This window comes from Mycobacterium sp. E2327, assembly GCF_001672675.1.
In the GTDB taxonomy this organism is placed as follows: Bacteria; Actinomycetota; Actinomycetes; order Mycobacteriales; family Mycobacteriaceae; genus Mycobacterium.
This window is the reverse complement of record NZ_LZKE01000107.1, coordinates 29954-54588: the sequence shown is the minus strand read 5'-3', so window position 1 is coordinate 54588 and position 24635 is coordinate 29954. Positions and strand designations below refer to the sequence as shown.

The 24635-nt window shown below is 68.9% G+C and carries 19 protein-coding genes and 1 riboswitch; of the genes, 11 read left to right on the top strand and 8 right to left on the bottom strand.

Going from position 1 to position 24635, the window contains the following annotated elements; all coding sequences use genetic code 11:
• The 3 genes from A5712_RS12545 to pks2 form a co-directional block, all read right to left on the bottom strand.
• The coding region (locus tag A5712_RS12545) for a glycosyltransferase (RefSeq protein ID WP_156766532.1) at positions 1-117 on the bottom strand (117 nt) is incomplete at its 3' end.
• Positions 118-166: 49 nt separating this feature from the next.
• The gene (locus A5712_RS12540) at positions 167-1612 is read right to left on the bottom strand and encodes a condensation domain-containing protein (RefSeq protein ID WP_082973410.1); all 1446 of its coding nucleotides are present in this window, start codon (positions 1610-1612) and stop codon (positions 167-169) included.
• A gap of 58 nt (positions 1613-1670) precedes the next feature.
• A complete protein-coding gene (gene pks2 / locus A5712_RS12535; protein WP_231982114.1) occupies positions 1671-7913 on the bottom strand; it encodes a type I polyketide synthase in 6243 nt (2080 codons plus the stop codon).
• A 1037-nt stretch (positions 7914-8950) separates the two neighbouring features.
• Between pks2 and A5712_RS12530 the strand changes: the two genes are divergently transcribed.
• The 6 genes from A5712_RS12530 to A5712_RS12505 all read left to right on the top strand — a co-directional run bounded on the left by A5712_RS12530 (position 8951) and on the right by A5712_RS12505 (position 16589).
• Positions 8951-9514, top strand: a complete 564-nt coding sequence (locus A5712_RS12530) for a carboxymuconolactone decarboxylase family protein (protein WP_156766535.1) — start codon at positions 8951-8953, stop codon at positions 9512-9514.
• Positions 9515-9553: 39 nt separating this feature from the next.
• On the top strand, positions 9554-10678 hold the full coding sequence (locus A5712_RS12525) for a nitronate monooxygenase family protein (RefSeq protein ID WP_068104995.1): 1125 nt from the start codon (positions 9554-9556) through the stop codon (positions 10676-10678).
• Positions 10675-11316 carry a TetR/AcrR family transcriptional regulator gene (locus A5712_RS12520; protein ID WP_068104992.1) on the top strand — a complete coding sequence of 214 codons (642 nt, stop codon included), beginning with the start codon at positions 10675-10677 and terminating at the stop codon, positions 11314-11316. The genes A5712_RS12525 and A5712_RS12520 overlap by 4 nt, the downstream gene beginning before the upstream one ends.
• A 94-nt stretch (positions 11317-11410) precedes the next feature.
• Positions 11411-11580: riboswitch (M-box (ykoK) riboswitch) on the top strand.
• Positions 11581-11865: 285 nt separating this feature from the next.
• A complete protein-coding gene (locus A5712_RS12515) occupies positions 11866-12096 on the top strand; it encodes an Rv1535 family protein (protein WP_068104990.1) in 231 nt (76 codons plus the stop codon).
• Between the two features lie 342 nt (positions 12097-12438).
• Positions 12439-15564 carry an isoleucine--tRNA ligase gene (ileS, locus tag A5712_RS12510; protein ID WP_068104988.1) on the top strand — a complete coding sequence of 1042 codons (3126 nt, stop codon included), beginning with the start codon at positions 12439-12441 and terminating at the stop codon, positions 15562-15564.
• 125 nt (positions 15565-15689) lie between these two features.
• Positions 15690-16589: a hypothetical protein gene (locus tag A5712_RS12505; protein ID WP_068104987.1), complete on the top strand. Its 900-nt coding sequence runs from the start codon at positions 15690-15692 to the stop codon at positions 16587-16589.
• 61 nt (positions 16590-16650) lie between these two features.
• On the opposite strand, the gene A5712_RS12500 is transcribed toward A5712_RS12505, so the two are convergent.
• Positions 16651-17133: a hypothetical protein gene (locus tag A5712_RS12500; RefSeq protein WP_068104985.1), complete on the bottom strand. Its 483-nt coding sequence runs from the start codon at positions 17131-17133 to the stop codon at positions 16651-16653.
• Positions 17133-17702: a class I SAM-dependent methyltransferase gene (locus tag A5712_RS12495; protein ID WP_068104983.1), complete on the bottom strand. Its 570-nt coding sequence runs from the start codon at positions 17700-17702 to the stop codon at positions 17133-17135. The genes A5712_RS12500 and A5712_RS12495 overlap by 1 nt, the downstream gene beginning before the upstream one ends.
• A gap of 49 nt (positions 17703-17751) precedes the next feature.
• Here A5712_RS12495 and A5712_RS12490 point away from each other — a divergent pair, with 49 nt between their 5' ends.
• A complete protein-coding gene (locus A5712_RS12490) occupies positions 17752-19140 on the top strand; it encodes a DNA polymerase IV (RefSeq protein WP_197519374.1) in 1389 nt (462 codons plus the stop codon).
• Here the strand turns inward: A5712_RS12490 and A5712_RS12485 are convergent.
• Positions 19105-20076, bottom strand: coding sequence for an asparaginase (locus A5712_RS12485; protein ID WP_068104980.1), 972 nt, complete (start codon positions 20074-20076; stop codon positions 19105-19107). The genes A5712_RS12490 and A5712_RS12485 overlap by 36 nt on opposite strands.
• A gap of 26 nt (positions 20077-20102) precedes the next feature.
• On the opposite strand from A5712_RS12485, the gene lspA reads away from it, so the two are divergent.
• Both lspA and A5712_RS12475 read left to right on the top strand, forming a co-directional pair.
• Positions 20103-20693, top strand: coding sequence for a signal peptidase II (gene lspA, locus A5712_RS12480; protein ID WP_369830388.1), 591 nt, complete (start codon positions 20103-20105; stop codon positions 20691-20693).
• A complete protein-coding gene (locus A5712_RS12475) occupies positions 20693-21619 on the top strand; it encodes an RluA family pseudouridine synthase (RefSeq protein ID WP_068104978.1) in 927 nt (308 codons plus the stop codon). Before lspA ends, A5712_RS12475 begins: the two co-directional genes overlap by 1 nt.
• 90 nt (positions 21620-21709) lie before the next feature.
• Here A5712_RS12475 and A5712_RS12470 read toward each other — a convergent pair whose 3' ends face one another.
• On the bottom strand, positions 21710-22468 hold the full coding sequence (locus tag A5712_RS12470; protein WP_068104975.1) for a class I SAM-dependent methyltransferase: 759 nt from the start codon (positions 22466-22468) through the stop codon (positions 21710-21712).
• Positions 22469-22546: 78 nt separating this feature from the next.
• Between A5712_RS12470 and A5712_RS12465 the strand changes: the two genes are divergently transcribed.
• Together A5712_RS12465 and A5712_RS12460 are read left to right on the top strand one after the other, a co-directional pair.
• A complete protein-coding gene (locus A5712_RS12465; protein WP_068104973.1) occupies positions 22547-22927 on the top strand; it encodes a YciI family protein in 381 nt (126 codons plus the stop codon).
• Between the two features lie 13 nt (positions 22928-22940).
• Positions 22941-24146 (top strand): RNA polymerase sigma factor, encoded by a 1206-nt coding sequence (locus A5712_RS12460; protein WP_231982113.1) that lies wholly within the window; start codon positions 22941-22943, stop codon positions 24144-24146.
• Here the strand turns inward: A5712_RS12460 and A5712_RS12455 are convergent.
• Positions 24143-24547: a group 1 truncated hemoglobin gene (locus tag A5712_RS12455; protein ID WP_068104970.1), complete on the bottom strand. Its 405-nt coding sequence runs from the start codon at positions 24545-24547 to the stop codon at positions 24143-24145. The two genes, A5712_RS12460 and A5712_RS12455, sit on opposite strands and share 4 nt — an antisense overlap.
• Positions 24548-24635: the final 88 nt, after the last annotated feature.

Here is a 24635-nt window from a genome sequence, read left to right as displayed (position 1 = left end):
CAGGTTGGGCGGCACCGCCATTCGGACATCGTGGCCCCGGCGCCGGAGTTCCACGCCGACCGTGGCACCGGGCTCGATGTCGCCGCGGGTACCGTGGGCCGCCAAGACAAACTTCATCGACGGAGCTCAGCCTTCCACTTCGCTCGCGGGCGAAGCGCTTCGCAGCTTACCTGGCTACGCGAACCGGCAACTCGGCCAGCTTGCCCGCGACGACCCGGTCGAACACCGACTTCAAGGCCTCCGTGTAGCGAATCACGGATTCGCGGGCGACCGGGTTGTTCGGGTAGGACACCATGATCGAGACCTCGTCGAACAGCCGGAATACCGTCGAGTACATGTACGCCGGGCTGCGGCCATCGGTGAACGCGGTCGCGTTCACGCCGTCCAGGGCAGTGGCGACGATGCCGGACAGGGGAGGAAGGCCCGCGTCCATGTAGCTCATCATGGTGAACTGGGGTCCGTGCTTACGTAGCCAGGGCGCCAATTCCAGCACGCGGTCGAACGGCACGTTCGCCAGATCCATATTCGCGTCGAAGGAGGCCTGCGCGGCGCGGGCCGTTTCCTCGAACGAGTTCGGGTCGACGGGAACGGTGAATGGCACCACGCCGGTGAACCAGCCCACCGTCATGAAGTCCGCCGGGCTCTTCCGCTTGTCGGTGGGGGTAAGCCCGTAATACGTTTCCGCGCCGGTCAATTCGTATTGAGCCAGGGCGGCGCAGGCGAACAGGCCACCGCTGAACCGGGCCCCCGCCTGCCGGCACAGCGCCTCGAACTGGGCCGTTTGGTCGGGGCCGAGCAACCGCTCGACATGGGTGTCGCCGCCGCACGGAATCGACTGGTCGCCCAGCGGCAGCGGGAAGTCGGGCAGGGTCCCGCCGTTGGCTTCGGCGAACTCGATCCACTTGCGCACCTCCGGCGACTCCAGCGTCATCCCCGACACGATGTTGTGCTCCCGCATGCAGAAGTCGTCATAGCTGGCCGCCGGCGGCAGCGAGACCGGCGCCTTGCCCTCGATGAGCGCGGTGTAGTTCATCAAGATCTCGACGTACAGCCCGGCGAGCAACATCGGATCGCAGTGCAGGTGGTCGACGACCGCATACAGCGCGAAGTGGTCGTCGTGTTGGACGATGCCGAACCGGAAGCAGTCCCACTGCAGCGGATCGGGCGTGGCGAGCACGTGTTCACGCCACTCGATCTCCGTCATCACGCCGTATTCCTTCGCGACGAAGTTGATGTCGCGCGGGTTCTTCAGGGTGTGCCGGACGATGTTCTTGTCGTCGGTGTACTCGAACCAGCTGTGGTACGTCGCGTGGCGGCGCAGGTGGGCGTTGATGACGTAGGTCATCGCGCGGATGTCGCAGCGCCCGGGCACATCCCAGGACCCCATGATCGCTCGCGAATAATCCAGCCCACGCTCACCGAACTCGACGAACCCGCGAAGGTGACCCGCCTGCATGGAGCTGGGCGGCACCGGGCTCACCGGCGCCTGCCGAGCCTTCGCGATGCAGCCGGGCGTGGGCTGCCACGTCACGACCGAACCCGCACCCGGGTACCAGTCGTACGCGTTGCCCACTCGCAGGCTGTCGTGCTCAGAGCCTCCACCTATGAACACGTTTCCCTCCTTAAATACCGGCCTAAGCAGTGCAGTCGACTTTGACGTAGGACCTATCTCACGCGGGTGCCGCAGCGTCCTCCTTAGGGGCCAGCTTCGAAAACAGGTGATCCGCCAAGCCGCGCACCGTGGTGATGTCGGCCGAGGTGATGCGTACCCCCGTCTGCGCCTCGATGTGCGTGCGCAATTCGAGATTGCCCAGCGAGTCGAGGCCGTACTCGGAAAGCGGGTGGTCCACGTCGATGTTGCGGCGCAGGATCAGGCCGATCTGCTCGGAGAGCAGGCGCCGCAGCCGGGTGGGCCACTCGTCGAGCGGCAGGTCGGACAGCTCGGCGCGCAGTTTGCTTGAGCCCGAACGCTTTTCGCCGGCCGACTTGAACATCTCGAGGAACTTGCTGCGCTCCGCGAAGGACGCGATCCACGGCGTCCCGATGAGCGGGCTGTAGCCGGTGTACGCGCGGTCGTGGCGCAGCAGCGCCTCGAACGCGTAGGCGCCCTCGTCGGGAGCGATCGCGGCGCCACTGCCTTCGGCGAAGTCCGCGCCGCGGCCGATCTCGCCCCAGGCGCCCCAGGCGATCGCGGTGGCCGGCAGGCCCTGCGCGCGCCGCCAGTGGGTGAAGGCGTCCAGCCAGCTGTTGGCCGCGGCATAGGCGCCCTGGCCCGGCGAGCCCAGCAGGGCCGCCGCCGACGAGAACGAGCAGAACCAGTCCAGGTCCGCGGATGCGGTGGCCTCGTGCAGGTTCCACGCGCCGTACACCTTTGGCGCCCAGTCGCGGTCGATCAGCTCATCGGTGATGTTGGTCAGGGTGGCGTCCTCGACTACCGCGGCGGCGTGCAGCACGCCCCGCAACGGCAGCCCGGTGGCGGTCGCCGTGGCCACCAGCCGCTGTGCGACGTCGGCCTGGGCGATGTCACCGCACTCCACGATCACGTCAGAACCTATCGCTCGGACGAGCTCGATCGTTTCAAGCGCCTTCTGCGAGGGCTCGGAACGCGAGGTGAGCACGATTCGGCCCGCACCGGACGCGGCCATCTTCTCGGCCAGGAACAGCCCTAGGCCGCCCAGACCACCGGTGATGATGTACGAGCCGTCGCGCCGGAAGACAGGTGCCTGCTCGGGCGGCAGCACCACGCTGCTGCGGCCGGCCCGCGGGATGTCGAGGATGAGCTTGCCGGTGTGCTCGGCCGCGCTCATCACGCGAATGGCGGTGGCCGCCTCGGAGAGCGGGTAGTGCGTGCTCTCGGGCATCGGCAGCACGCCCTCGGCCGTCAGCCGGTAGACGGTGCTCAGCACCTGGCTGACCTGACTGGGGTGGCTGACCGACATCAGGCCCAGGTCCACGCCCCAGAACGCCAGGTTGCGGCGGAACGGGAAGAGACCCAGCTTGGTGTCGCCGTAGATGTCGCGCTTGCCGATCTCGACGAACCGTCCGCCCAGGGCGAGCAGCTTGATCCCGGCCAGTTGCGCGGCACCGGTCACCGAGTTGAGCACGATGTCCACGCCGTAGCCGTCGGTGTCGCGCCGGATCTGCTCGGCGAACTCGACCGTGCGCGAGTCGTAGACGTGGTCAATTCCCATGTCGCGCAACAGCTGTCGGCGCTGCTTGCTACCGGCCGTGGCGAAGATCTCCGCGCCCGCCGCGCGGGCGATGGCGATTGCCGCCTGCCCGACGCCGCCGGTGCCCGAGTGGATCAGCACCTTGTCGCCGGCCTTGATCCGGGCCAGTTCGTTCAGCCCGTACCAGGCGGTGGCGTGCGCGGTGGTCACCGCGGCCGCCTGCGCGTCGCTCAGCCCCTCGGGCAGCGTGGTGGCCAGGCGCGCGTCACACGTGACGAACGTGGCCCAGCAGCCGTTGGGGGACATGCCGCCGACGTGGTCGCCGACCTTGTGGTTGGTGACGTCGGGTCCGACGGCCGTGACCACGCCCGCGAAGTCCGTGCCCAGCTGGGGCAGGATGTTGTCCAGGCTCTGGTAGCGGCCGAACGCGTTCAGCACGTCGGCGAAGTTGATGCTCGAGGCGGTGACCGCCACCTCGATCTGCCCCGGTCCCGGCGGAACCCGGTCGAACGCGGCGAACTCCATCGTCTGCAGGTCGCCCGGTGTGCGGATCTGCATCCGCATGCCGTCGGTCTCGTGGTCGACGACGGTGGACAGCCGCTCTTCGGGACGCAGCGGGGTGGGGCACAGGCGCGCGCTGTACCACTCGTCGTTGCGCCAGGCCGTCTCGTCCTCGCCGGGGCCCGTCATCAGCAGCTGGCGCACCACCTGCTCGGCGCCGGTCTGCTCGTCGACGTCGATGTGGGTGGTGTGCAGGTGCGGGTGCTCGGCACCGATCACCCGCAGCAGGCCGCGCAGGCCGCCCTGGTCGAGGTTGGGAACGTCCTCCGACAGCACCTTTTGGGCGTTCCGGGTGACGACGAACAACCGGGGCGACTCGCCCTGCAGTTCCGGGAGCTCGCGGGCGATGCGCACCACGTGGTGCACCAAATCACCGCCACGCACGGCGCTTTCGTCGTCCGGGTTGCCGTTCTTCGGCTCCGTCACCACGACCACGCCGGCGAACTCGCCCTTCTCGACCTCGTCGCGCAGCCGTGCGGCCATGGCCTGGTGGTCGGCCTGGTGCGGCCAGGACAGGGTCTTGCATTCCGCGTCGTGCAGCTTCATCGCATCGGTGAACGCCGCGGCCACCAGGTCGGCGGCGTCGGAGGTGCTGATCAGCAGCCAGGCGCCGGTCTCGGCGGCGGCGGCCTCGGGCAGCTGGCGTTGCTGCCATTCCACCGTCAGCAGGCGCTCCGCCATCACCTTGGCCCGCTCGCCGCTCGGCGAGATTCCGGTGCCCATCTGCAGCCCGCGCACGGTCAGCAGCACGGTGCCGTGCTTGTCCAGCACGTCGAGGTCGGCCTCGACCGCTCCGCCGCTCGCCGAGGTCACCCGCGAGTAGCAGTAGCGGGCGGTGCTGACGGGCCCGTGGACCCGAAGCCGGCGAACACCGAGCGGCAACAGCAGGCCACCCAGGCTGGCGTTCGCGACGCTGGGGTGCGCGGCGACCGACTGGAAGCAGGCGTCGAGCAGCGCCGGGTGGACCCCGTAATTCGTCTGCTGGGTCCGGATCACGCTGGGCAGCCCGATCTCGGCCAGCACCGTGGTGCCGGTTCCGTCGGCGGTGTGCGCGCCTGCCAGGCCGGTGAAGGCGGGACCGTACTGGATGCCGCACAGGTCCATGGCGTCGCGGAGGTCGGCGCCCTCCAGGCGGCTCGGGTGGGCGTCGAGCAGCTCGTCGATGTCCTGCGCGGCCGGCTGGTCTTCGTCGTCGACGTCGTGCAGGACCGCGGAGGCGCGGCGGGCCTGCACGCCGTCCTCGTTGGTTTCCACCACGAAGGTGAGCGCGCCGGGCGTCTCAGCCGTGGCGGTGAGGCTGATGTGGGTTTCCTCGTCGAGCATCAGCATCTGCTCGAAGCGGACGTCGCGAACCTCGGATGCCTCGCCGAAGACGGTGCGCGCGGCGGCCAGCGCCATCTCGCAGTAGGCCGCACCCGGCAGCGTGGCCGTGCCGTGGACCTGGTGGTCGGCCAGCCAGGGCAGCGTCGCCGTGCCGATGTCGGCCTGCCAGACGTGGCGTTCCGGCTCCTCGGGCAGGCGGACGTGCTGTCCCATCAGCGGGTGCACCGCGACGCTGGAGGCCAGCGCGCGCGAGCTGTGGCCCTCGCGGCTCAACAGCAGCGACCGGTGCGTCCACGCGGGCAGCGGCGCGTCCACCAGGTGGCCGCCCGGGTACAGCACGGAGAAGTCGACCGTGGCGCCGGTGGCGTACAGGTCACCCAGCAAGCCGCGCAGGCCGTGGGGCAGCGGCTGCTCGCGCCGCATCGCGGCGAGCGCGGCCACCGTCATGTCGAGGCTGCGGGCGGTCTGGTCGACCGCGTGGGTCAGCAGCGGGTGGGGCGACAGCTCGCCGAAGACGCGGTAGCCGTCTTCCAGCGCCGCCTGCACCGCGGCCGAGAAACGGACCGTGTGACGCAGGTTGTCGACCCAGTAGTTGGCGTCGCAGTAGGGCTCCTCGCGCGGGTCGAACGAGGTGGCCGAGTAGTAGGGGACCTCCGGGGTCAACGGTTCGATCTCGGCCAGCACGTCGTAGAGCTCGTCGAGGATGGGGTCGACCTGCGGCGAGTGCGACGCCACGTCGACGGCCACCTCGCGGGCCATCACCTCACGCTGCTCCCACACCGCCACCAGTTCGCGGACCGTCTCGGTCGCGCCGCCGATGACGGTGGACTGCGGGGAGGCCACCACCGCCACCACGGCGTCGTTGACGCCGCGCGCCATCAGCTCCGAAAGCACTTGCTGGGCAGGCAGTTCCACGGACGCCATGGCGCCCGAGCCGGCGATCTTGGTCATCAGTCGCGAGCGGCGGCAGATGACCCGCACCCCGTCCTCGAGCGACAGCGCCCCGGCGACGACGGCCGCCGCGGACTCGCCCATCGAGTGGCCGATCACCGCGCCGGGCCGGACCCCGTAGGACTTCATCGTGGCCGCCAGCGCGACCTGCATGGCGAAGATCGTCGGCTGCACCCGGTCGATGCCCGTGACCTTCTCGGGCGCGGTCAGCGCTTCGGTCACGGAGAACCCGGACTCGTGGGCGATCAGCGGCTCGATCTCGGCGATGGCCGCCGCGAAGGCGGGCTCGTTCGCGAGCAGGTCGGTGCCCATGGTGGCCCACTGCGACCCCTGCCCGGAGAACACCCAGACCGGGCCGCGTTCCTCCTGGCCGACGACTTCCTGGAACAGGGCGTCACCGTTGGCGACGTCCCGCAGGGCCGTCAGCAGCTCCGCGGTGTCGCTGGCCAGCACGGTGGTGCGCACGGAGCGGTGCCCCCGCTTGCGGGCCAGCGTGTAGGCCAGGTCCGGCGCCGCCAGCTCGGTGGCGTGGGCCTCGACCCAGTCCGCGAGCCGTGCCGCGGTTTCGCGCAGGCTGTCGTCCGAGGTGGCCGACAGCGGGAACAGCAGCGTGCCGTCGCGGCCGGCCCGGGTCGCGGCGCCGTTGCGCGACAACGGTTCTGGGGCTTCCTCGACGATGGCGTGCACGTTGGTGCCGGAGATCCCGTACGCCGAAACCGCCGCGCGCCGCGGTTGATCGCCATTCAGCGGCCACGGCGTATTCTCTTGCGGCACAAACAATCCGGTGTCGATCCGGGCCATTTCGTCGGGCAGGCTTTCGAAGTGCAGGTTCTTGGGAACCACGCCGTGCTGGACGGAGAGAACCGCCTTCATCATCCCCAGCGCGCCCGCGGCCGCCTGGGTGTGCCCGAAGTTCGTCTTCGAGGCGCCGAGCACGCAGGGGTTGCCGATGCCGTATACCTCGGCCAGGCTGCCGTATTCGATCGGGTCGCCGACCGGGGTGCCCGTGCCGTGCGCCTCGACCATGCCGACGGTGCTGGCGTCGACGCCGGCCGCCGCGAGCGCGGTGCGGTAGACCGCCGCCTGCGCCTCGCCGGACGGCATCGCGATGTTCATGGTGTGGCCGTCCTGGTTGGCGGCCGTGGCACGGATCACACCGAGGATCCGGTCGCCGTCGCGCTGCGCGTCGGTCAGGCGCTTGAGCAGCAGCACCACGCAGCCCTCGCCGGAGACGAAGCCGTCGGCCTTGACGTCGAACGCGAAGCAGTGCCCGGTGCCCGACAGCATGCCCCCCGCCGAAGCGGAAGCGGACCTGCGCGGCTCCATCATCACGTTCACGCCACCGGCGAACGCGAGGTTGCTCTCTCCGTCGTTGAGGCTGCGGCAGGCCTGGTGGATGGCGAACAGGCCGGAAGAGCACGCGGTGTCGATGGTGACGGCGGGACCGTGCAGGCCGAGCGCGTAGGCGATGCGCCCGGAGGCCATGCAGGAGATGGTGCCCGGGTTTCCGTAGGGACCGTCAAAGGCGTCGGTGGCGGCGTGGACGAATTGGTAGTCGCCGTAGTTCAATCCGACGAAAACGCCCGTTTCCTCGGCCATGGTGTCCTTGGTGAGGCCGGCATGTTCCATGGCCTCCCACGCGGTTTCCATGAGCAACCGGTGCTGGGGGTCCATCGCGGTGGCTTCTTTTTCGGTGATGCCGAAGAACTCGGGGTCGAAGTCACCGACGTTGTCCAGGAACGAGCCCCACTTGCAGACCGACCGGCCCGGGACGCCCGGCTCGGGGTCGTAGTAGTAGTCGACGTCCCAGCGTTCGGCGGGAATTTCCTTGACAAGGTCGTCGCCACGGAGCAACGCTTCCCAAAAGAGGTCAGGTGAGTTGATACCCCCTGGCAGCCGGCATGCCATCCCGATGACGGCAACCGGAGTCACGCCTGCCTTATCCACTGTCCTTCACCTCTCCTTGCCTATCCACAAGTTCCTATCACTGCTGCTCGCTCTTATCTGGGCTTCGAGAAATCTCGTCGAATTTTTTTGTGCGAGCTGGCAACTCCGCCGCAACGCGCAAAAAACCCACCGACCCCCGGATCGAAGCCCACCCGTAAGAACATGGCGCGATCAGCAGCGTAGCGGCTTCGCTTCTCACGCGTGGAAAAATCGTGCGAACGTACAAAAATTTAACAATGCCCTGGCCAGGGCCGGTCTACGTCGGGCTTGGTCGAAGGCCCAGACGCATACTTTTGGGACGGTATTTGGCCATAACGGCGTACCGCCGTCGCCCCCAGAGGCGCTGTCCGCCAAGGTGTCCGGCGTTTACCAGCCCGAACGGGCATGACCAGGGGCGTTGTCAGCGCGAGGCGCCGAGGGCGGGCTGAGGCAGCCCGACCCGCGTGGGTCGAGACGGAGACCAAATTGGGCGCACCGATGACCTGCATCGAGGATGCGTAATCACGCCATGCTAGGGGCTATTGCGAAACTCCGCAGGGAAATCGCTGAAATCTTTAAGATTGCAAGTTAAGTCCCAACTGAATTGTGGCGAGATTCATACTTTGTCGTGATTGGCGTGTCCGGTTCGGGACCGAACCGTGGCGGCTGGAGGAGGGCGTGGGCGCCGTCCAGGGGGACCGATCACGGTCCGATCACGGCAGCCCGCGGCTTTGAATTCATTCGCTGGCGAGGGACGGGCCGGGCCCGCGCGGCGAGCCGGCCCGAAGCCGTCGGCGTCGGGGTATCCACGTGGGCGTCAACGGCATTCGCGCGCGCGGCCCCGGCGCAGCTCGCGCCGGAACCGCGGTTTTCACCGCCCGGTTCCGCGTTGCGGCGTTGGGGCTCCGGGCTTTTCGTTCATGATTGTTCGCCTCCGACGGCTGCTGCCGCTGGCTACCATTGCCGGTGAACGCGAGGTGTCCACCAGTGGACGGAGTGCTCACACCATGACCCCACCTATTGGGCAAGCTCGGGTCCCCCGACTGCCGCTTGACGTGGCCAAAGCCGCCGCCGACGAGGCCGCGGTACCCGACTACATGGCGGAGCTCAGCATCTTCCAGGTTCTGCTCAACCATCCGCCGCTGGCGCGCGGCATCAACGACTTGCTGGCCACAATGCTCTGGCACGGCGCCCTGGACCCGCGGCTGCGCGAGCTGGTCATCATGCGGATCGGCTGGCTCACCGCGTGCGATTACGAGTGGACGCAGCACTGGCGGGTCGCGTCGGGGTTGGGCGTGAGCGCCGACGACCTCGTCGGCGTGCGCGATTGGCGCGGGTATGAGGGCTTCGGGCCGGCCGAGCGCGCGGTGCTGGCGGCCACCGACGACGTGGTGCGCGACGGCGCGGTGAGCGCCGAGAGCTGGGCCGCCTGCGAGCGCGAATTGCACGGCGATACAACGGTTCTCATCGAGCTGACCACCGCCATCGGGGCGTGGCGAATGGTTTCGTCGATCCTGCGCAGCCTCCAGGTCCCCTTGGAAGAGGGCGTGGCCAGCTGGCCGCCGGACGGCCGGTCGCCCTAACCGATTGACTTATCAGTCAGTAACTCTTAGCGTCGGGCGATGCGAACCAGGGTCGCCGAGATGCTCGGCGTTGAGTTTCCGATCTGCGCCTTCAGCCACTGTCGCGACGTGGTGGCCGCGGTAACCAACGCCGGCGGGTTCGGGATCCTCGGCGCCGTCGCGCACAGTCCGCAGCGCCTGCGCACCGAGCTCACCTGGATCGAGGAGCAGACGGGCGGCAAGCCCTACGGCGTCGACCTGCTGTTGCCGCCCAAGTACGTCGGTGCCGAGCAGGGCGGGATCGACGCCAAACAGGCGCGCGAGCTGCTGCCCGAGGAGCACCGCGCGTTCGTCGAGGACATCCTGTCCCGTTACGGCGTCGTGGTCCCCGCCGAGGAGCCGAGGGCGTCGGCCGGGGGCCTGAACATCTCGCCCAAGGGCTACGAGCCGCTGCTCGACGTGGCGTTCGAGCACGACATCCGCCTGATCGCCAGCGCGCTCGGGCCGCCGCCCGCCGACCTCGTCCAGCGTGCCCATGACCGGGGCGTCGTGGTGGCCGCGCTCGCGGGCACCACGCAACACGCGCGGCGGCACGCTGCCGCGGGCGTGGACCTGATCGTCGCGCAGGGCACCGAGGCGGGCGGCCACACCGGCGAGGTCGCGACCATGGTGCTGGTCCCCGAGGTGGTGGACGCCGTGTCGCCGGTCCCGGTTCTCGCGGCCGGCGGGATCGCGCGGGGCCGCCAGGTCGCCGCCGCCCTGGCGCTGGGGGCCGAAGGGGTGTGGTGCGGCTCGGTGTGGCTGACCACCGAAGAGGCCGAGACGGTCCCCGTGGTCACGGAGAAGTTCTTGGCGGCGAGCTCCTCGGACACGGTGCGCTCCCGGTCGATGACCGGGAAGCCGGCGCGGATGCTACGCACGGCCTGGACCGACGAGTGGGAGCGGCCCGACACCCCCGATCCGCTCGGCATGCCGCTGCAGACCGCGCTGGTCACCGGCTCTCAGGTGCGCATCAACCAGGCCGCGACCAATCCGGACTCCAAGGCGCGTGAGCTGGCGACGTACTTCGTCGGCCAGGTGGTCGGTTCGCTCGACCGGGTCCGCCCGGTCCGCTCGGTGGTGCTCGACATGGTGGAGGAGTTCATCGACACCATCGGCCGGCTCGATGGCCTGGTCGGTCCGTGACCAGCGCAACCCGCCGGCGCCGCGCGGTCAGCGACGAGGACAAGTCGCAGCGGCGCGAGCAGATCATGTCGGCCGCCAAAGAAGTGTTCGCGCGCAAGGGTTTTCATGCGACGACGATTGCCGACATCGCGAAGCGGGCCGGTCTGGCCTACGGCTCGGTCTATTGGTACTTCGACTCCAAGGACGAGCTCTTCCACGCGTTGATGGCGGCCGAGGAGGGCGCGCTGCGCGCCCATGTCGCTGCGGCGTTGGGGGCGCCGGGCGGGAACGCCGGGCAGGAGGAGTCGCTTCGGGTCGCGGTGCGGGCGACGCTGGAGTTCTTCGAGTCCGACAAGGCGACGGTCAAGCTGTTGTTGCGGGATCCTTGCGCGCTGGGCGAGCGCTTCGAAAAACATCTCGGCGGGATCTACGAGCGGTTCATCGACGACATCGAAAGCTTCATCGTCGCCGCCCAGGAGCGCGGCGAGGTGGTCACCGCCCCGCCGCGCATGGTGGCGTACACCCTTGCCGCGCTGGTGGGCCAGCTGGCGCAACGGCGGCTGAGCACCGACGACGACGTCACCGCTGCTCAGGTGGCCGATTTTGTGGTGGCGCTGGTGCTCGACGGGCTACGCCCGCGCGGCGGTGCAGCTTGTTAAATCCTGTGTGCCCGCGTAATGACTGCATAAAGATTCGGGCACACGGACGAGATCACATTGACCGTGTCGTGGCGGTCATGCATGATCGGTCGCGTATGCACCTCGTTAGGTGAGGCGTCTACACGAATACAGGCCACTGACCCCGAACGTCGAAAGACGCCCCGGGTCAGGACAGCTCCTCCCGGCTTAAGGGTTGAGCCCAGGTGGCTTCCGAGGAATCGGACACGTCGTGTAGTGCCAAAGCTCTGACGAGAGGGGTGCGGTTCTCCGGCGGTTCGCCGGTTTCTGTACTCCTTTTGGTGCGCGTGGATCGCGCGGGCAACCGCACGCGTCGTGACGTCGAGGAGGTGAGGGACGTATGAGTTCCAGCGATAGTCCGGATCGAAGTCCGGGCTGTGTTCCGTCCCGATCCGACCTGAAGCGCGACGTTCTCGGTTGAGTCGCCAACGCTAATCGGCTTACCCGCCAAGCGTTCTCGGATCGGAACCACAACGGGATGGGACACGTCAGTCCAGTCAACGTTCGTTTGAGTTCCGTCAGGAGACGATCATGACCGCAGTTCTGCACGACGAAGTCGTAACCGTCGCGCCCGCCCGCAAGCTGACCGTGGTGCGCGACACGACCCCGGCCCCCGCGCCCAAGAAGGCCACGCGTCGTGAGGGCACGACCATCGTCATCAGCGACCCGCTGGTGGACGGCGCCGCCCACTTCTTGGCCATCGGCGTGCGTCACGTGTACGCCGCGCTGTGGCGCGTTGGCGTGCTCGATGTCCGGGCCTAAGTGGCGATCACAAGCGCGGCGGAGCCGGGCGCAGTGGGTCGCCACCATCGGCACAACGCCTCCAAGGGGCTACCCGGTCGCAGGTCTTCCCTGAGACCAGGTAACCCCTTGGAGTGCAGGGTTTGAGTAGAATCGAGACACTGGCATCGATCCGGCGATCACCGGGGAGCCTTCGGAAGAACGGCCGGCAGGCTCAGTAGAACCGAACGGGTAGGCCCGTCACAGCCCTCATCGAGCGGTCGCGTGAGAGCGCGGCAAGCGGGGTGGTACCGCGGCGCTCGCGCACCTTGCGCGTCGTCGTCCCCGGCCTGAGCATGATGGCCACAGGAGACGACACAGATCGTGACCGAGAACGCTGACGTCAAGGCGTACCCGAAGCTGGCCGGCGGTGCGCCCGATTTTCCGGCGCTCGAAGTCGAGGTTCTCGACTACTGGGCGCGCGACGACACCTTCCGCGCCAGCATCGCCCGCCGCGACGGCGCCCCGGAGTACGTGTTCTACGACGGGCCGCCGTTCGCCAACGGGCTGCCCCACTACGGTCACCTGCTCACCGGGTATGTCAAGGACATCGTGCCGCGGTATCGCACCATGCGCGGCTACAAAGTGGAGCGCCGGTTCGGCTGGGACACGCACGGGCTGCCCGCCGAACTGGAAGTCGAACGCCAGCTAGGCATCAACGACAAGTCCCAGATCGACGACATGGGAATCGCCGCGTTCAACGATGCCTGCCGCGAATCGGTGCTGCGCTACACCGACGAGTGGCAGGCCTACGTGACGCGCCAGGCCCGCTGGGTCGACTTCGACAACGACTACAAGACGCTGGATCCCAGCTACATGGAGTCGGTGATCTGGGCGTTCAAACAGCTGTGGGACAAGGGCCTGGCGTATGAGGGCTATCGGGTGCTGCCGTACTGCTGGCGCGACGAAACCCCGCTGTCCAACCACGAATTGCGGATGGACGACGACGTCTACCAGAGCCGCCAGGACCCGGCCCTGACCGTCGGTTTCAAGGTAACCGGGGGTGAGCTCGACGGTGCCTATCTGTTGGTGTGGACGACGACACCGTGGACGCTGCCGTCGAACCTCGCGGTGGCCGTGAACCCCGAGGTGACCTATGTGGCGGTCGAGGCGGACGGCCGCCGCTTCGTGCTGGCGGAGGCGCGGCTGGCCGCGTACGCGCGCGAGTTGGGTGAAGAGCCGGACGTGCTGGGTACCTATCGGGGCGCGGACCTGCTGGGTCTGCGCTACGTTCCGCCGTTCCCGTATTTCATGGACACCCCCCACGCATTCCGGGTGCTGCCCGGAGACTTCGTGACCACCGAGGACGGCACCGGCATCGTGCACATGGCGCCGGCCTACGGCGAGGACGACATGGCGACCTGTGATGCGGCCGGCATCGTGCCCGTCACCCCGGTCGATTCGAAGGGCCGGTTCGACGCAAGCGTCCCGGATTACCAGGGGCAGCGCGTTTTTGACGCGAATCCGCACATCATCCGCGACCTGAAGAACGGCAGCGGTCCGGCGGCGGCCAACGGCGCCGTGCTGGTCCGCCACGAGACCTACGAGCACCCCTACCCGCACTGCTGGCGGTGCCGCAATCCGCTGATCTACCGGGCGGTGTCGTCGTGGTTCGTCGCGGTCACCGAATTCCGCGACCGCATGGTCGAACTCAACCAGCAGATCACCTGGTACCCCGAACACGTCAAGGACGGGCAGTTCGGAAAGTGGCTGCAGGGCGCGCGGGACTGGTCGATCTCGCGAAACCGCTACTGGGGCACGCCGATTCCGGTGTGGAAGTCCGATGATCCGGCCTACCCGCGGGTCGACGTGTACGGCAGCCTCGACGAGCTGGAACGCGACTTCGGGGTGCGTCCCACCAACTTGCACCGGCCCTACATCGACGAGCTGACTCGGCCCAACCCCGACGATTCCACGGGGCGCAGCACGATGCGGCGCATCCCCGACGTGCTCGACGTGTGGTTCGATTCGGGCTCGATGCCGTATGCGCAGGTGCATTACCCGTTCGAAAACCGCGACTGGTTCGACGGGCACTACCCGGGCGACTTCATCGTCGAGTACATCGGCCAGACACGCGGCTGGTTCTACACCCTGCACGTCCTGGCCACCGCGCTGTTCGACCGTCCGGCGTTCAAAACATGTGTCGCGCACGGCATCGTGCTCGGCTCCGACGGCCAGAAGATGAGCAAGTCGCTGCGCAACTACCCCGACGTCTCGGAGGTGTTCGATCGCGACGGCTCCGACGCGATGCGGTGGTTCCTGATGGCCTCGCCGATCCTGCGCGGGGGCAACCTGATCGTCACCGAACAGGGCATCCGCGAAGGCGTCCGTCAGGTGCTGCTGCCGATGTGGAACGCCTACAGCTTCTTGGCCCTTTACGCGCCGAAAGTCGGCAACTGGCGCACGGATTCGGCCAACGTGCTGGATCGCTACATCCTGGCCAAGCTGGCGGAGCTGCGCGACGACCTCACCGAGTCGATGGATGTCTGCGACATCTCGGGGGCCTGCGAACAGCTGCGCCAGTTCACCGAGGCGCTGACGAATTGGTATGTGCGACGGTCGCGTTCGCGGTTCTGGGAGGAAGACGCCGACGCCATCGACACGTTGCACACCGTGCTGGAGGTGACCGCCCGCCTGGCCGCCCCGCTGTTGCCGTCGGTGACGGAGATCATCTGGCGCGGTCTGACGTTCGAGCGCTCGGTGCATTTGACCGATTGGCCGGACGCGGACGCGCTGCCCGCGGATGCCGGCCTGGTCGCCGCCATGGATCAGGTCCGGGAAGTCTGCTCAGCGGCGTCGTCGTTGCGCAAGGCGAAGAAGCTGCGGGTGCGTCTGCCGTTGCCGAAACTGACCGTGGCCGTTGAGAATCCGCAGCGGCTCGAGCCGTTCGTCGACCTGATCGCCGACGAGCTCAACGTCAAGCGGGTCGAACTGACCGACGCGATCGACACGTACGGCCGGTTCGAGCTCACCGTCAACGCGCGGGTGGCCGGGCCGCGGCTGGGCAAGGATGTGCAGGCGGCGATCAAGGCCGTCAAGGCCGGCGAGGGCGTCGTCAACCCCGACGGCACCCTGACGGCGGGTCCCGCGGTGCTGCAGCCCGACGAGTACAGCTCCCGACTGGTGGCCGCCGATCCCGATTACACCGCGGCGCTTCCCGACGGGTCCGGTCTGGTGGTTCTCGACGGCACGGTGACCCCGGAACTGGAGGCGGAGGGCTGGGCGAAGGACCGGATCCGGGAGCTGCAGGAACTGCGCAAGTCGACCGGGCTGGACGTGTCCGACCGCATCAGCGTGGTGATGTCGGTGCCCGGCGAGCGGGCCGACTGGGCGCAGACGCACCGCGACCTGATCGCGGGGGAGATCCTCGCCACCAGCTTCGAGTTCGGCGAGCCCGCCGATGGCTCGGAGATCGGCGACGGCGTGCGGGTGAGCATCACGAAAGCCTGAGCCGACGCGGGCGCAAAAAACTTCTGAAAAAAGTTCCGAAAAAACTGTCCGGTGTGGCGGGGCTAGCTGCTCCTACCTGTGACGGCGGCCCAACGGGGGCCGCAACCACAGTTAAGGAACGCACCATGAGCACCATCGAAGACTTCCAGTCCGCTACCTTCGCCGCCATCCCGCACGAGGACCTCACGGTCGCCGAGGCGTGGGCGTCGAGCCCGTTGGGTGACCCCTCGATCGAAGACGGATCCCTGTCGGAACCCGCAAACTTCGAGGACTTCCCGCCCACTACGGTGACCGAGCAGCCGCGCTCGCGGGCCACGACCGTCCTGATCGCCGCGGCCGTGATCGCCGGGCTCGGAGTGGTCGGCGGGCTGGGCATGATGCTCATCAACGGGACGGGCTCGAAGCAAGAGAAGCCGGCCGTCGTCGTGCCGAACTCAAATGTGAGTCCGATTTCGCCCCAGTCCGCCGCCGCGGTCGCGCCGCCGCCCGTGGCGCCGGCCCCGCCAGCCCTCGCCACGCCGCCCGACGCCGCGCAATTGCCGAGCGGCCCGGTCAGCGGTGGCGGCGCGCCGGTGTGGAACGCCCCCGCGCCGGTCGTCGCGGCGCCGCCCGCCGACCCGGGCACCCCGCCGGACGCGCCGGTCGACCCGGGCACCCCGCCGCCACCGCCGAACGTGACGGTGAACATCCCGCCGGTCGTGGTGCCCGTGCCCATACCCGTTCCGGTGCCGTCGGACCATGACGGCGGTCAGCAGCAAGGTGGCGGCCAACAGCAGGGCGGCGGTCAGCAGCAGGGCGGTGGTCAGCAGCAAGGGGGCGGCCAGCAGCAGGGCGGTGGTCAGCAGCAAGGTGGCGGTCAGCAGCAAGGTGGTGGCAAGCAGCAAGGTGGCGGCCACGGACCGATCGAATGCCTGGCCTGCCAGCAGCATCCGATCCAGCAGCAACCGATTCACCCGCAGCCGGTCCAGCAACAGCCGGTCCAGCAACAGCCGCTCCACCCGCAGGTGATCCCGGGCAAGAAGTGACGGTGGGCGTAGGGCGAGGCCGGAGGGGAGCCGGTCTCGCCCTTTCGCTTGCCGCGAATCGCTAGCGGGCTCGGAGCGCGCGGTGGGCGTGCGGCCAGAACGGCATGCCGGCCACGACGGTCGCGCCGGTGGCGATGACCCCGACCGCGACGTCCACGCTCTCGCGGCCCTCCCTCGCCCAGTAAACGTCCTTGAGGTCCAGCAGCAGGGCCAGCTCGTCGACGATCATCGCGTTCGCGGCACCATAGGCGACCGCCGCCGCGGGGTGTCGTCGCTGCCTTTCGGTCCCGCGCAGACCCACGCCGGCCACCGTCGCCAGCATCGCGATACCGATGTTGTAGTGGTGAAAGTGCTTGCCGCCCAAGTTCATACCGCCACCCGACGGTCCGTGGCCGGCACGGATCCAGTGGGTGAGTCCGCGCAGTCCGGCGAACGTGAGCGTGAACGACGACCAGGCCAGAACGGTGGCCTGCTCACCGGGTTCCAGCCGCTCGTCCCATTGGCGGCGTAACCGCGCCCATCGTGATGGCGCCGCGTCAACCATCAGGCGCCCTTGACCGCCCGCCAACGCTGCCTGCCGCCGCGGACCTCGACCTCCACATCGCGAAAACCCGCCGCCCGCAAGCGATCCGGCAAGGTTTCCGGAGAGACCGTGTTGCACGTGTCGCGGAAGTGCAGGAGGCGGAACCGCAGCGACGTCACACTGTCGCTGCCGGCGAAGACGCCGCCGGGCCGGAGCACTCGGAACGCCTCGGCGAACAGCCGGTCCTGCAGGTCCGCGGTCGGGACGTGATGCAGCATCGTGAACGACACCACCGAGCTGAACTCGTTGTCCGGCAACCCGGTATCCGTGCCGTCGGCGTTGATGATGCGGGCCCGATCGCCGTAGAGCTGCTGCAATCGCTGCGCCATCGGGGTGTCGATCTCCACCGAGGTCAGTCTCGGCGTCTTGTCGACCAGCACCCGCAGGATCGCGCCGTAACCGGGTCCGATCTCGAGCGTGTTGTCGCCCAGCTCCACACCGGCCAGCGCCCACGGCAGCAGGTCGTCTTCCACCTGCTTCGCCCAGCGATCCGAGCTGCAAATCCGTCGGTGCGCGAGGTTCATTGCCATACCCAAAGACGTTATCCCAATAGCATTTGCAGTTGTGGAGTCCCGGTGGGTGCTGCACCTGGACATGGACGCGTTTTTCGCCTCCGTCGAACAACTCACCCGACCGACCCTGCGGGGGCGGCCGGTGCTGGTCGGCGGCCTGGGCGGGCGGGGCGTCGTGGCCGGGGCCAGCTACGAGGCGCGCGTGTTCGGCGCGCGGTCGGCCATGCCTATGCATCAGGCCCGCCGACTGATCGGCGTGACCGCCGTGGTGCTGCCGCCGCGCGGCGTGGTGTACGGGGTGGCCAGCCGCCGGGTCTTCGACACCGTGCGCCGGTTGATACCTGTCGTCGAGCAGCTGTCCGTCGACGAGGGTTTCGGGGAGCCGACGCAGCTCGCCGGGGCGGCGGCCGAGGACGTCAAGGCGTTCTGCGAGGAGTTGCGGCGGCGCATTCGCGACGAGACCGGCCTGGTCGCGTCGGTCGGTGCGGGCTCGGGCAAGCAGATCGCCAAGATCGCGTCCGGACTGGCCAAACCCGATGGCGTGCGGGTGGTCGGGCGCGCGGAGGAGCAGGCGCTGCTGGGCGGGTTGCCGGTGCGGCGGCTATGGGGCATCGGCCCGGTCGCCGAGGAGAAGCTGAACCGGCTGGGCATCGAGACCATCGGGCAGCTGGCCGCGCTGACCGACGCCGAGGTGGCCAACATCCTGGGCGCGACGGTCGGGCCCGCGCTGCACCGCCTCGCCCGCGGCATCGACGACCGCCCCGTCGCCGAGCGCGCGGTGGCCAAGCAGATCAGCGCCGAGTCCACCTTCGCCGCGGACCTGACCAGCCTCGAGCAGCTGCGCGACGCGATCGACCCCATCGCCGAGCACGCCCACCAGCGCCTGCTGCGCGACGGCCGCGGCGCCCGCACCGTCACGGTGAAGCTGAAGAAGTCCGACATGAGCACGCTGACCCGCTCGGCGACGTTGCCCTACGCGACCACCGAGGCCGGCGCCCTTACCGCGGTGGCCCGCCGGCTGCTGCTCGACCCGCGCGAAATCGGGCCGATTCGCCTTCTCGGCGTGGGGTTTTCGGGATTGAGCGACGTCCGCCAGGAATCGCTGTTCCCCGACCTCGAATTGTCGGGGGAGACTTCCGACCAGCAGCACATCGAGACCGCGGCCGAGGCCATGTTCGCACCGGCGACCGAGGAGGCGTCGCCATGGCGGATCGGCGACGATGTGGCGCACCGCGAATTCGGTCACGGCTGGGTGCAGGGCGCCGGCCATGGCGTGGTGACTGTGCGCTTCGAGACCCGCGGTTCGGGCCCGGGGCAGGCGCGCACCTTTCCCGCTGACACCGCCGACCTCGCCGGCGCCAACCCGGTCGACTCGCTGGACTGGCCGGATTATCTCGGCGCGCTGCAGGCCGACGCGCTGCTAACCCCAACGGTCGATGACGTCGGCGACGGGTAGCCCCGCGGCCAGCGCTGCCATCATCAGCACCCGCGCCTGCGGCGGCCGCAGCCGCGGCACCATCACCGCGCCCGCGGTGGCCATGTCGTGGCCGGGACCGTAACTCGCGCCGACCCGCCCGCCCGGGACCCGGGTGGACACCGCGATGTTCACTCCGTCGCGGCAGTGCCGGCGCACCGCGTCGACGACCGCCGCTCCCGCGTTGCCCGAACCCAGCGCCTCGAGCACCACGCCCCGCGCACCGGCGGCCACGCAGGCGTCCAGCGCCACCGAGTCGCTCCCGAGGTACGCCGCCACGATGTCGACCCGGGGAGCGCTGGCGGCGTCGAGATCGCCCACATACGGGCGCGTCTTGGGCCCGGTCAGGGTCACGCCGCCGGTGTCCACCCTGCCGACCAGTTCGCCGGTGAACCCGCTGAGGTCCTCGGTGGCCACCTTGTGCATGCCCAGCGGTTGCAGCACCCGGCCGGCAAAACACACCAGCACCCCCAGGTCGCGGGCGGCCGGGCTGGCCGCGACCGCCAGCGCGTCGCGCAGATTGGCGGGGCCGTCGGCGTCGGGGGCGTCGGCGCTGCGCATGGCGCCGGTGAGCACCACCGGGACGTTCCCCGCGTGGGTGAGATCCAGCCAGAGCGCACTCTCTTCCATCGTGTCGGTGCCATGGGTGACGACTACGCCGTCGGCGCCGCCGTCGATCGCGGCCCGCACGGCGCCGCGGATGCGGTCCCAATCGGCGGGCGTCAGCTCGGAGCTGTCAAGGGCCATCAGGTCGACGACGTCGACGTCGAGGCCTTTGCTGACGGGAGCAGCGAGATCCGCCCCGCTGTACGCCGGTCGCCGCACCCCGTCGGCCCCCTTGCCGGTCGATATCGTGCCGCCGGTGGCGATGACGGTGAGCCGGGCCTTCGAGGAAGTCACGGTGGCATCATCGCGCATGTGCGGGTTAGGGGATGATGGGTGACGTGTCCGACGAACCAGCAGGACCGGCCCCGGAGGTGGCCGAACCCGAACCCGCACCCGCCAGGCCGCCGAGGCGGCTGCGCCTGCTGCTGTCGGTCGCGGCGGTGGTGCTGAGCCTGGACATCGTGACCAAGGTGCTGGCCGTCAAACTGCTGCCGCCCGGCCAGCCGGTGTCGATCATCGGTGACACCGTTACGTGGACGTTGGTGCGCAATTCGGGCGCCGCGTTCTCGATGGCCACCGGATACACCTGGGTGCTGACGCTGATCGCGACGGGTGTGGTGGTCGGCATCTTCTGGATGGGGCGGCGGCTGGTGTCGCCGTGGTGGGCGGTCGGGCTCGGCATGATCCTCGGCGGCGCGATGGGCAACCTGGTCGACCGGTTCTTCCGGTCGCCCGGGCCGCTGCGCGGCCATGTCGTGGATTTCCTGTCGGTCGGCTGGTGGCCGGTGTTCAACGTCGCCGACCCCTCCGTGGTCGGCGGGGCCATCCTGTTGGTGGTGCTGTCGGTCTTCGGCTACGACTTCGATGCCGTGGGCCGCCGCAAGCCCAACGGGGATGCCGTGGCCCGCCGCAAGGCCGATCAGCACTGATGACCGAACGTTCGATGCCCGTCCCGGAGGGATTGGCGGGCATGCGTGTTGACGCCGGGCTGTCGCGGCTGTTGGGGCTGTCACGAACCGCGGCCGCGGCGCTGGCCGAGGACGGCGGCGTGGAATTGGACGGTGTGCAGGCCGGCAAGTCCGACCGCCTGACGAGCGGCGCCTGGCTACACGTGCGGCTGCCCGACGCGCCGGCGCCGCCGGAGAACACGCCCGTCGACATCGAGGGCATGACCATCCTGTATTCCGACGACGACATCGTCGCGGTCGACAAACCCGCGGCGGTGGCCGCGCACGCGTCGGTCGGGTGGACCGGACCCACGGTGCTCGGCGGCCTGGCTGCCGCCGGTTACCGGATCACCACATCCGGCGTGCCGGAGCGCCAGGGCATCGTGCATCGTCTCGACGTCGGGACCTCCGGGGTGATGGTGGTGGCGCTCTCCGAGCGCGCCTACACGGTGCTCAAGCGGGCGTTCAAGCAGCGCACCGTCGACAAGCGCTACCACGCGCTGGTGCAGGGCCACCCGGACCCGTCCAGCGGGACGATCGACGCGCCGATCGGGCGGCACCGCGGCGGCGAATGGAAATTCGCGGTCACCAAGGACGGCCGGCACAGCCTCACCCACTACGACACGCTGGAAGCCCACGTCGCCGCCAGCCTGCTCGATGTGCACCTGGAAACCGGACGTACGCATCAGATCCGGGTGCACTTCTCCGCGCTGCACCACCCCTGCTGCGGCGACCTCGTCTATGGCGCCGACCCGAAACTCGCGAAAAGGCTTGGGCTGGAACGGCAATGGTTGCACGCGCGTTCGCTTGCCTTTGCCCACCCGGCCGACGGCCGGCGAATCGAAATCGTCAGCCCCTACCCGCCGGATCTGCAGCACGCGCTGGACGTGCTGCGCGACGAGGGCTGATCAGTTCGTCGACCCTGTAATTTTGCAGGCCGTCTCTCGCACTTCTTCTGCAGATTTACAGGCTCGGCGATATCGGACGGATCACCGGGTTCAGCCGGGCTTGCGCGCCTCGACGAGCACCCGCGTGGGGTGCGCGACGAACCGCCCGTCGGCCTCGATCCGCTCGTGCAGTTCCCGCAGCCGGTCCCGATAGCGCTCGACGGTGAAGTCCGGCACCGTCCACACCACCTTGCGCAGGAAGTAGACGACGGCGCCGATGTCGAAGAACTCGGCGCGCAGCCGCTCCATGCGCACGTCGACGACCTCCAGCCCCGCGGCCTGCGCCTGCGCGCGCACGGCGTCCGGGTGAAATTCGGCCCATTTCTCGGGCTGCGGTCCGATGAAGTACTCGACCAGCTCGCCCATGGTGGCGGGACCGATGTGCTGCGCGAAGTACGTGCCGCCCGGCCGGAGCACCCGAAGGATCTCCTTCCACCACACCGAGATCGGGTGGCGGGTGGTCACCAGGTCGAACGCCTCGTCGGCGAACGGCAACGGAGGCTCGTCGCGCATCGCCACGAGCACCACGCCGAGCGGATGCAGGCGCTTGGTCGCCAGGGCCGCGTTGGGCGGCCAGGTCTCGATCGCCGCCATGGTAGGCGGGAACGGCCCCGCCCCGGCCAACACCTCGCCTCCTCCGGTGTGGATGTCCAGCGCGGCCGACACCGTCGCCAAGCGGCCGCTCAACAGCCGCTGGAAGCCCCAGGACGGTCGTTCCTCGGTCGCGCGGCCGTCGAGCCAGGAGAAGTCCCAGCCGTCAACGTTGACCGAGTCGGCTTCGGCCACCAGATCTTCGAATGTGCGGGGCATGCATTGCATTGTGGTGTCGATCGGACGTGGCCTCAATCGTCATAGCGGTGAAACCATTGAGAAGAAAGGGGCGTCATCATGCAGTACTGCCTGCTCATGCACTACCAGGAGGGCGGCGAGCTCGGGCTGACCGACGAAGACATGGCGCCCGCGCGGGCGGCGTTCGCCAAGTACGCCGACGACCTAGACGCGGCCGGCGTGCTGATCGGCACCCAGGTCCTGCAATCGGCCGTCGCGTCGACCACTTACACGGCGCGCGACGGCGAACCAAGGATTCAGGACGGGCCGTTCGCCGACACCAAGGAACGCCTCGGCGGGATCTTCATCATCGATGTTCCGGACCTGGACGCCGCCCTGTCGTGGGCCAAGCGGTGCCCGGCCGCTGGGTGGGGGTCGATTGAAATCCGACCTGTCGCAGTCACTTACGCGAGCGGGAAGGGATGGTACAGCCCTGAATGAGGCGCAGGCCCGGGTGGCCGAGCTGGTCCGGGAATCCTACGGCCGATTGCTTGCGGTGCTGGCCGCGCCGAGTGCCGACATCGCCACGGCCGAAGATGCCATTGGTGACGCGCTGGAGCGCGCGCTCGCCCGTTGGCCGGACGAGGGGATACCGGAGAACCCCGAAGCCTGGGTCCTTACTGTCGCCCGCAATCGGCAGCGCGACCGGTGGAAGTCGCACGCCCACCGGAAGACCGGCCCTCTGCCCGAAACATGGGATATCGGTGGCGATTTCCCGAGCCCGGAGGCGATCCCCGAACGTCGCCTGGAGCTGATGCTGGTCTGTGCGCATCCCGCGATCGCCGCCAATTGCCGAACCGCGTTGATGCTGCAGACGGTGTTGGGCATCGACTCGGCGGCGATCGCGCGGGCGTTCTCGTTGCCACCGGCGACGCTGGCCCAGCGGCTGGTCCGCGCCAAACGCAGGATTCGCGACGCGCGCATCCCGTTCGCGGTCCCGGAGGACTTCGACGAGCGGCTGCCGGCCGTGCTTGAGGCCGTCTACGGTGCGTGGGCGATCGATTGGCAGCTGGAGCCGCAGGGTCCGCCGATCGAGTCGTTGGCCGCCGAGGCTCTGCATCTGGCGCTGGTGCTGGCCGACCTGTTGCCCGAGGAGCCCGAGGCGCTCGGGCTAGCGGCGCTGATCTGCCTGTCCGAGTCGCGCCGGCCGGCGCGGCGCACCAAGGGCGGCGAGTTCGTGTCGCTGGACGACCAGGACACCCGGCTGTGGGATTCGCCGATGATCGCGCGCGGCGAAGCACTGCTGCGTCGGGCCCACGCACTCGGCCGCCCCGGGCGGTACCAATACGAGGCGGCCATCCAGTCGACGCACTGCGCGCGGGCGCACGGCGGGCGAACAGATTGGTCGGCGCTGCGCAAACTGCATCGGGCGCTGCTGCAGGTCGCGCCGTCTTTGGGTGCGGCGGTTTCCCTGGCGGTCGTCGACGCCCGGCTCGACGGACCGGAGGCCGGGTTGGTCGCGCTCAAGGGAATCACCGACCCGGCGATGGCGCGCTTCCAGCCGGCCTGGACGGCGCGTGCGCATTTGCTGGCCGAGGCGGGAAAGCCCGCGGCGGCGGCAGAGGCCTACCGCAGGGCCATCGATCTCACCGCCGACGCCGGCGTTATTCGGTATCTGCGTCGAAGGCTCGCCGAGGTCGCGGGGGAGCGCCGCGCCTAGACTTTGGTGGTTTCCGGCGACGCGATCTCGGGCGCCAGCGGCGCGATGGCGCTGAGGATTTCGGTGACCGTCGCGGCGGGAACCCCCGCGGCGGCGAGCGCGTCGGCCAGGTGCCCGGCCACCAGGTTGAAGTGATGCATGGTGATGCCGCGGCCCTGGTGCACTTGTTTCATCGGCGCTCCGGTGTACGGCTCGGGGCCGCCGAGCGCGGCCGCGAAGAACTCGGCCTGTTTGCCCTTGAGGCGGTTCATGTTGGTGCCGGTGAAAAAGCCCGCCAGTTGGCTGTCCGCGAGCACGCGAACGTAGAAGTCCTCGACGACCACTTCGATGGCCTCGTGTCCGCCGATCCGGTCGTAGATGGTGTGCGGCTCCGGTTTGCGGAAGTGCGCCAGCATTTTCATAACACCGATTGGAACATTTGGGCGTTGCCCGTCAGTTAGTCCGCGGTCACACTCGGATTACCCTGTGTAACAAGCCGATTGCCCCCGG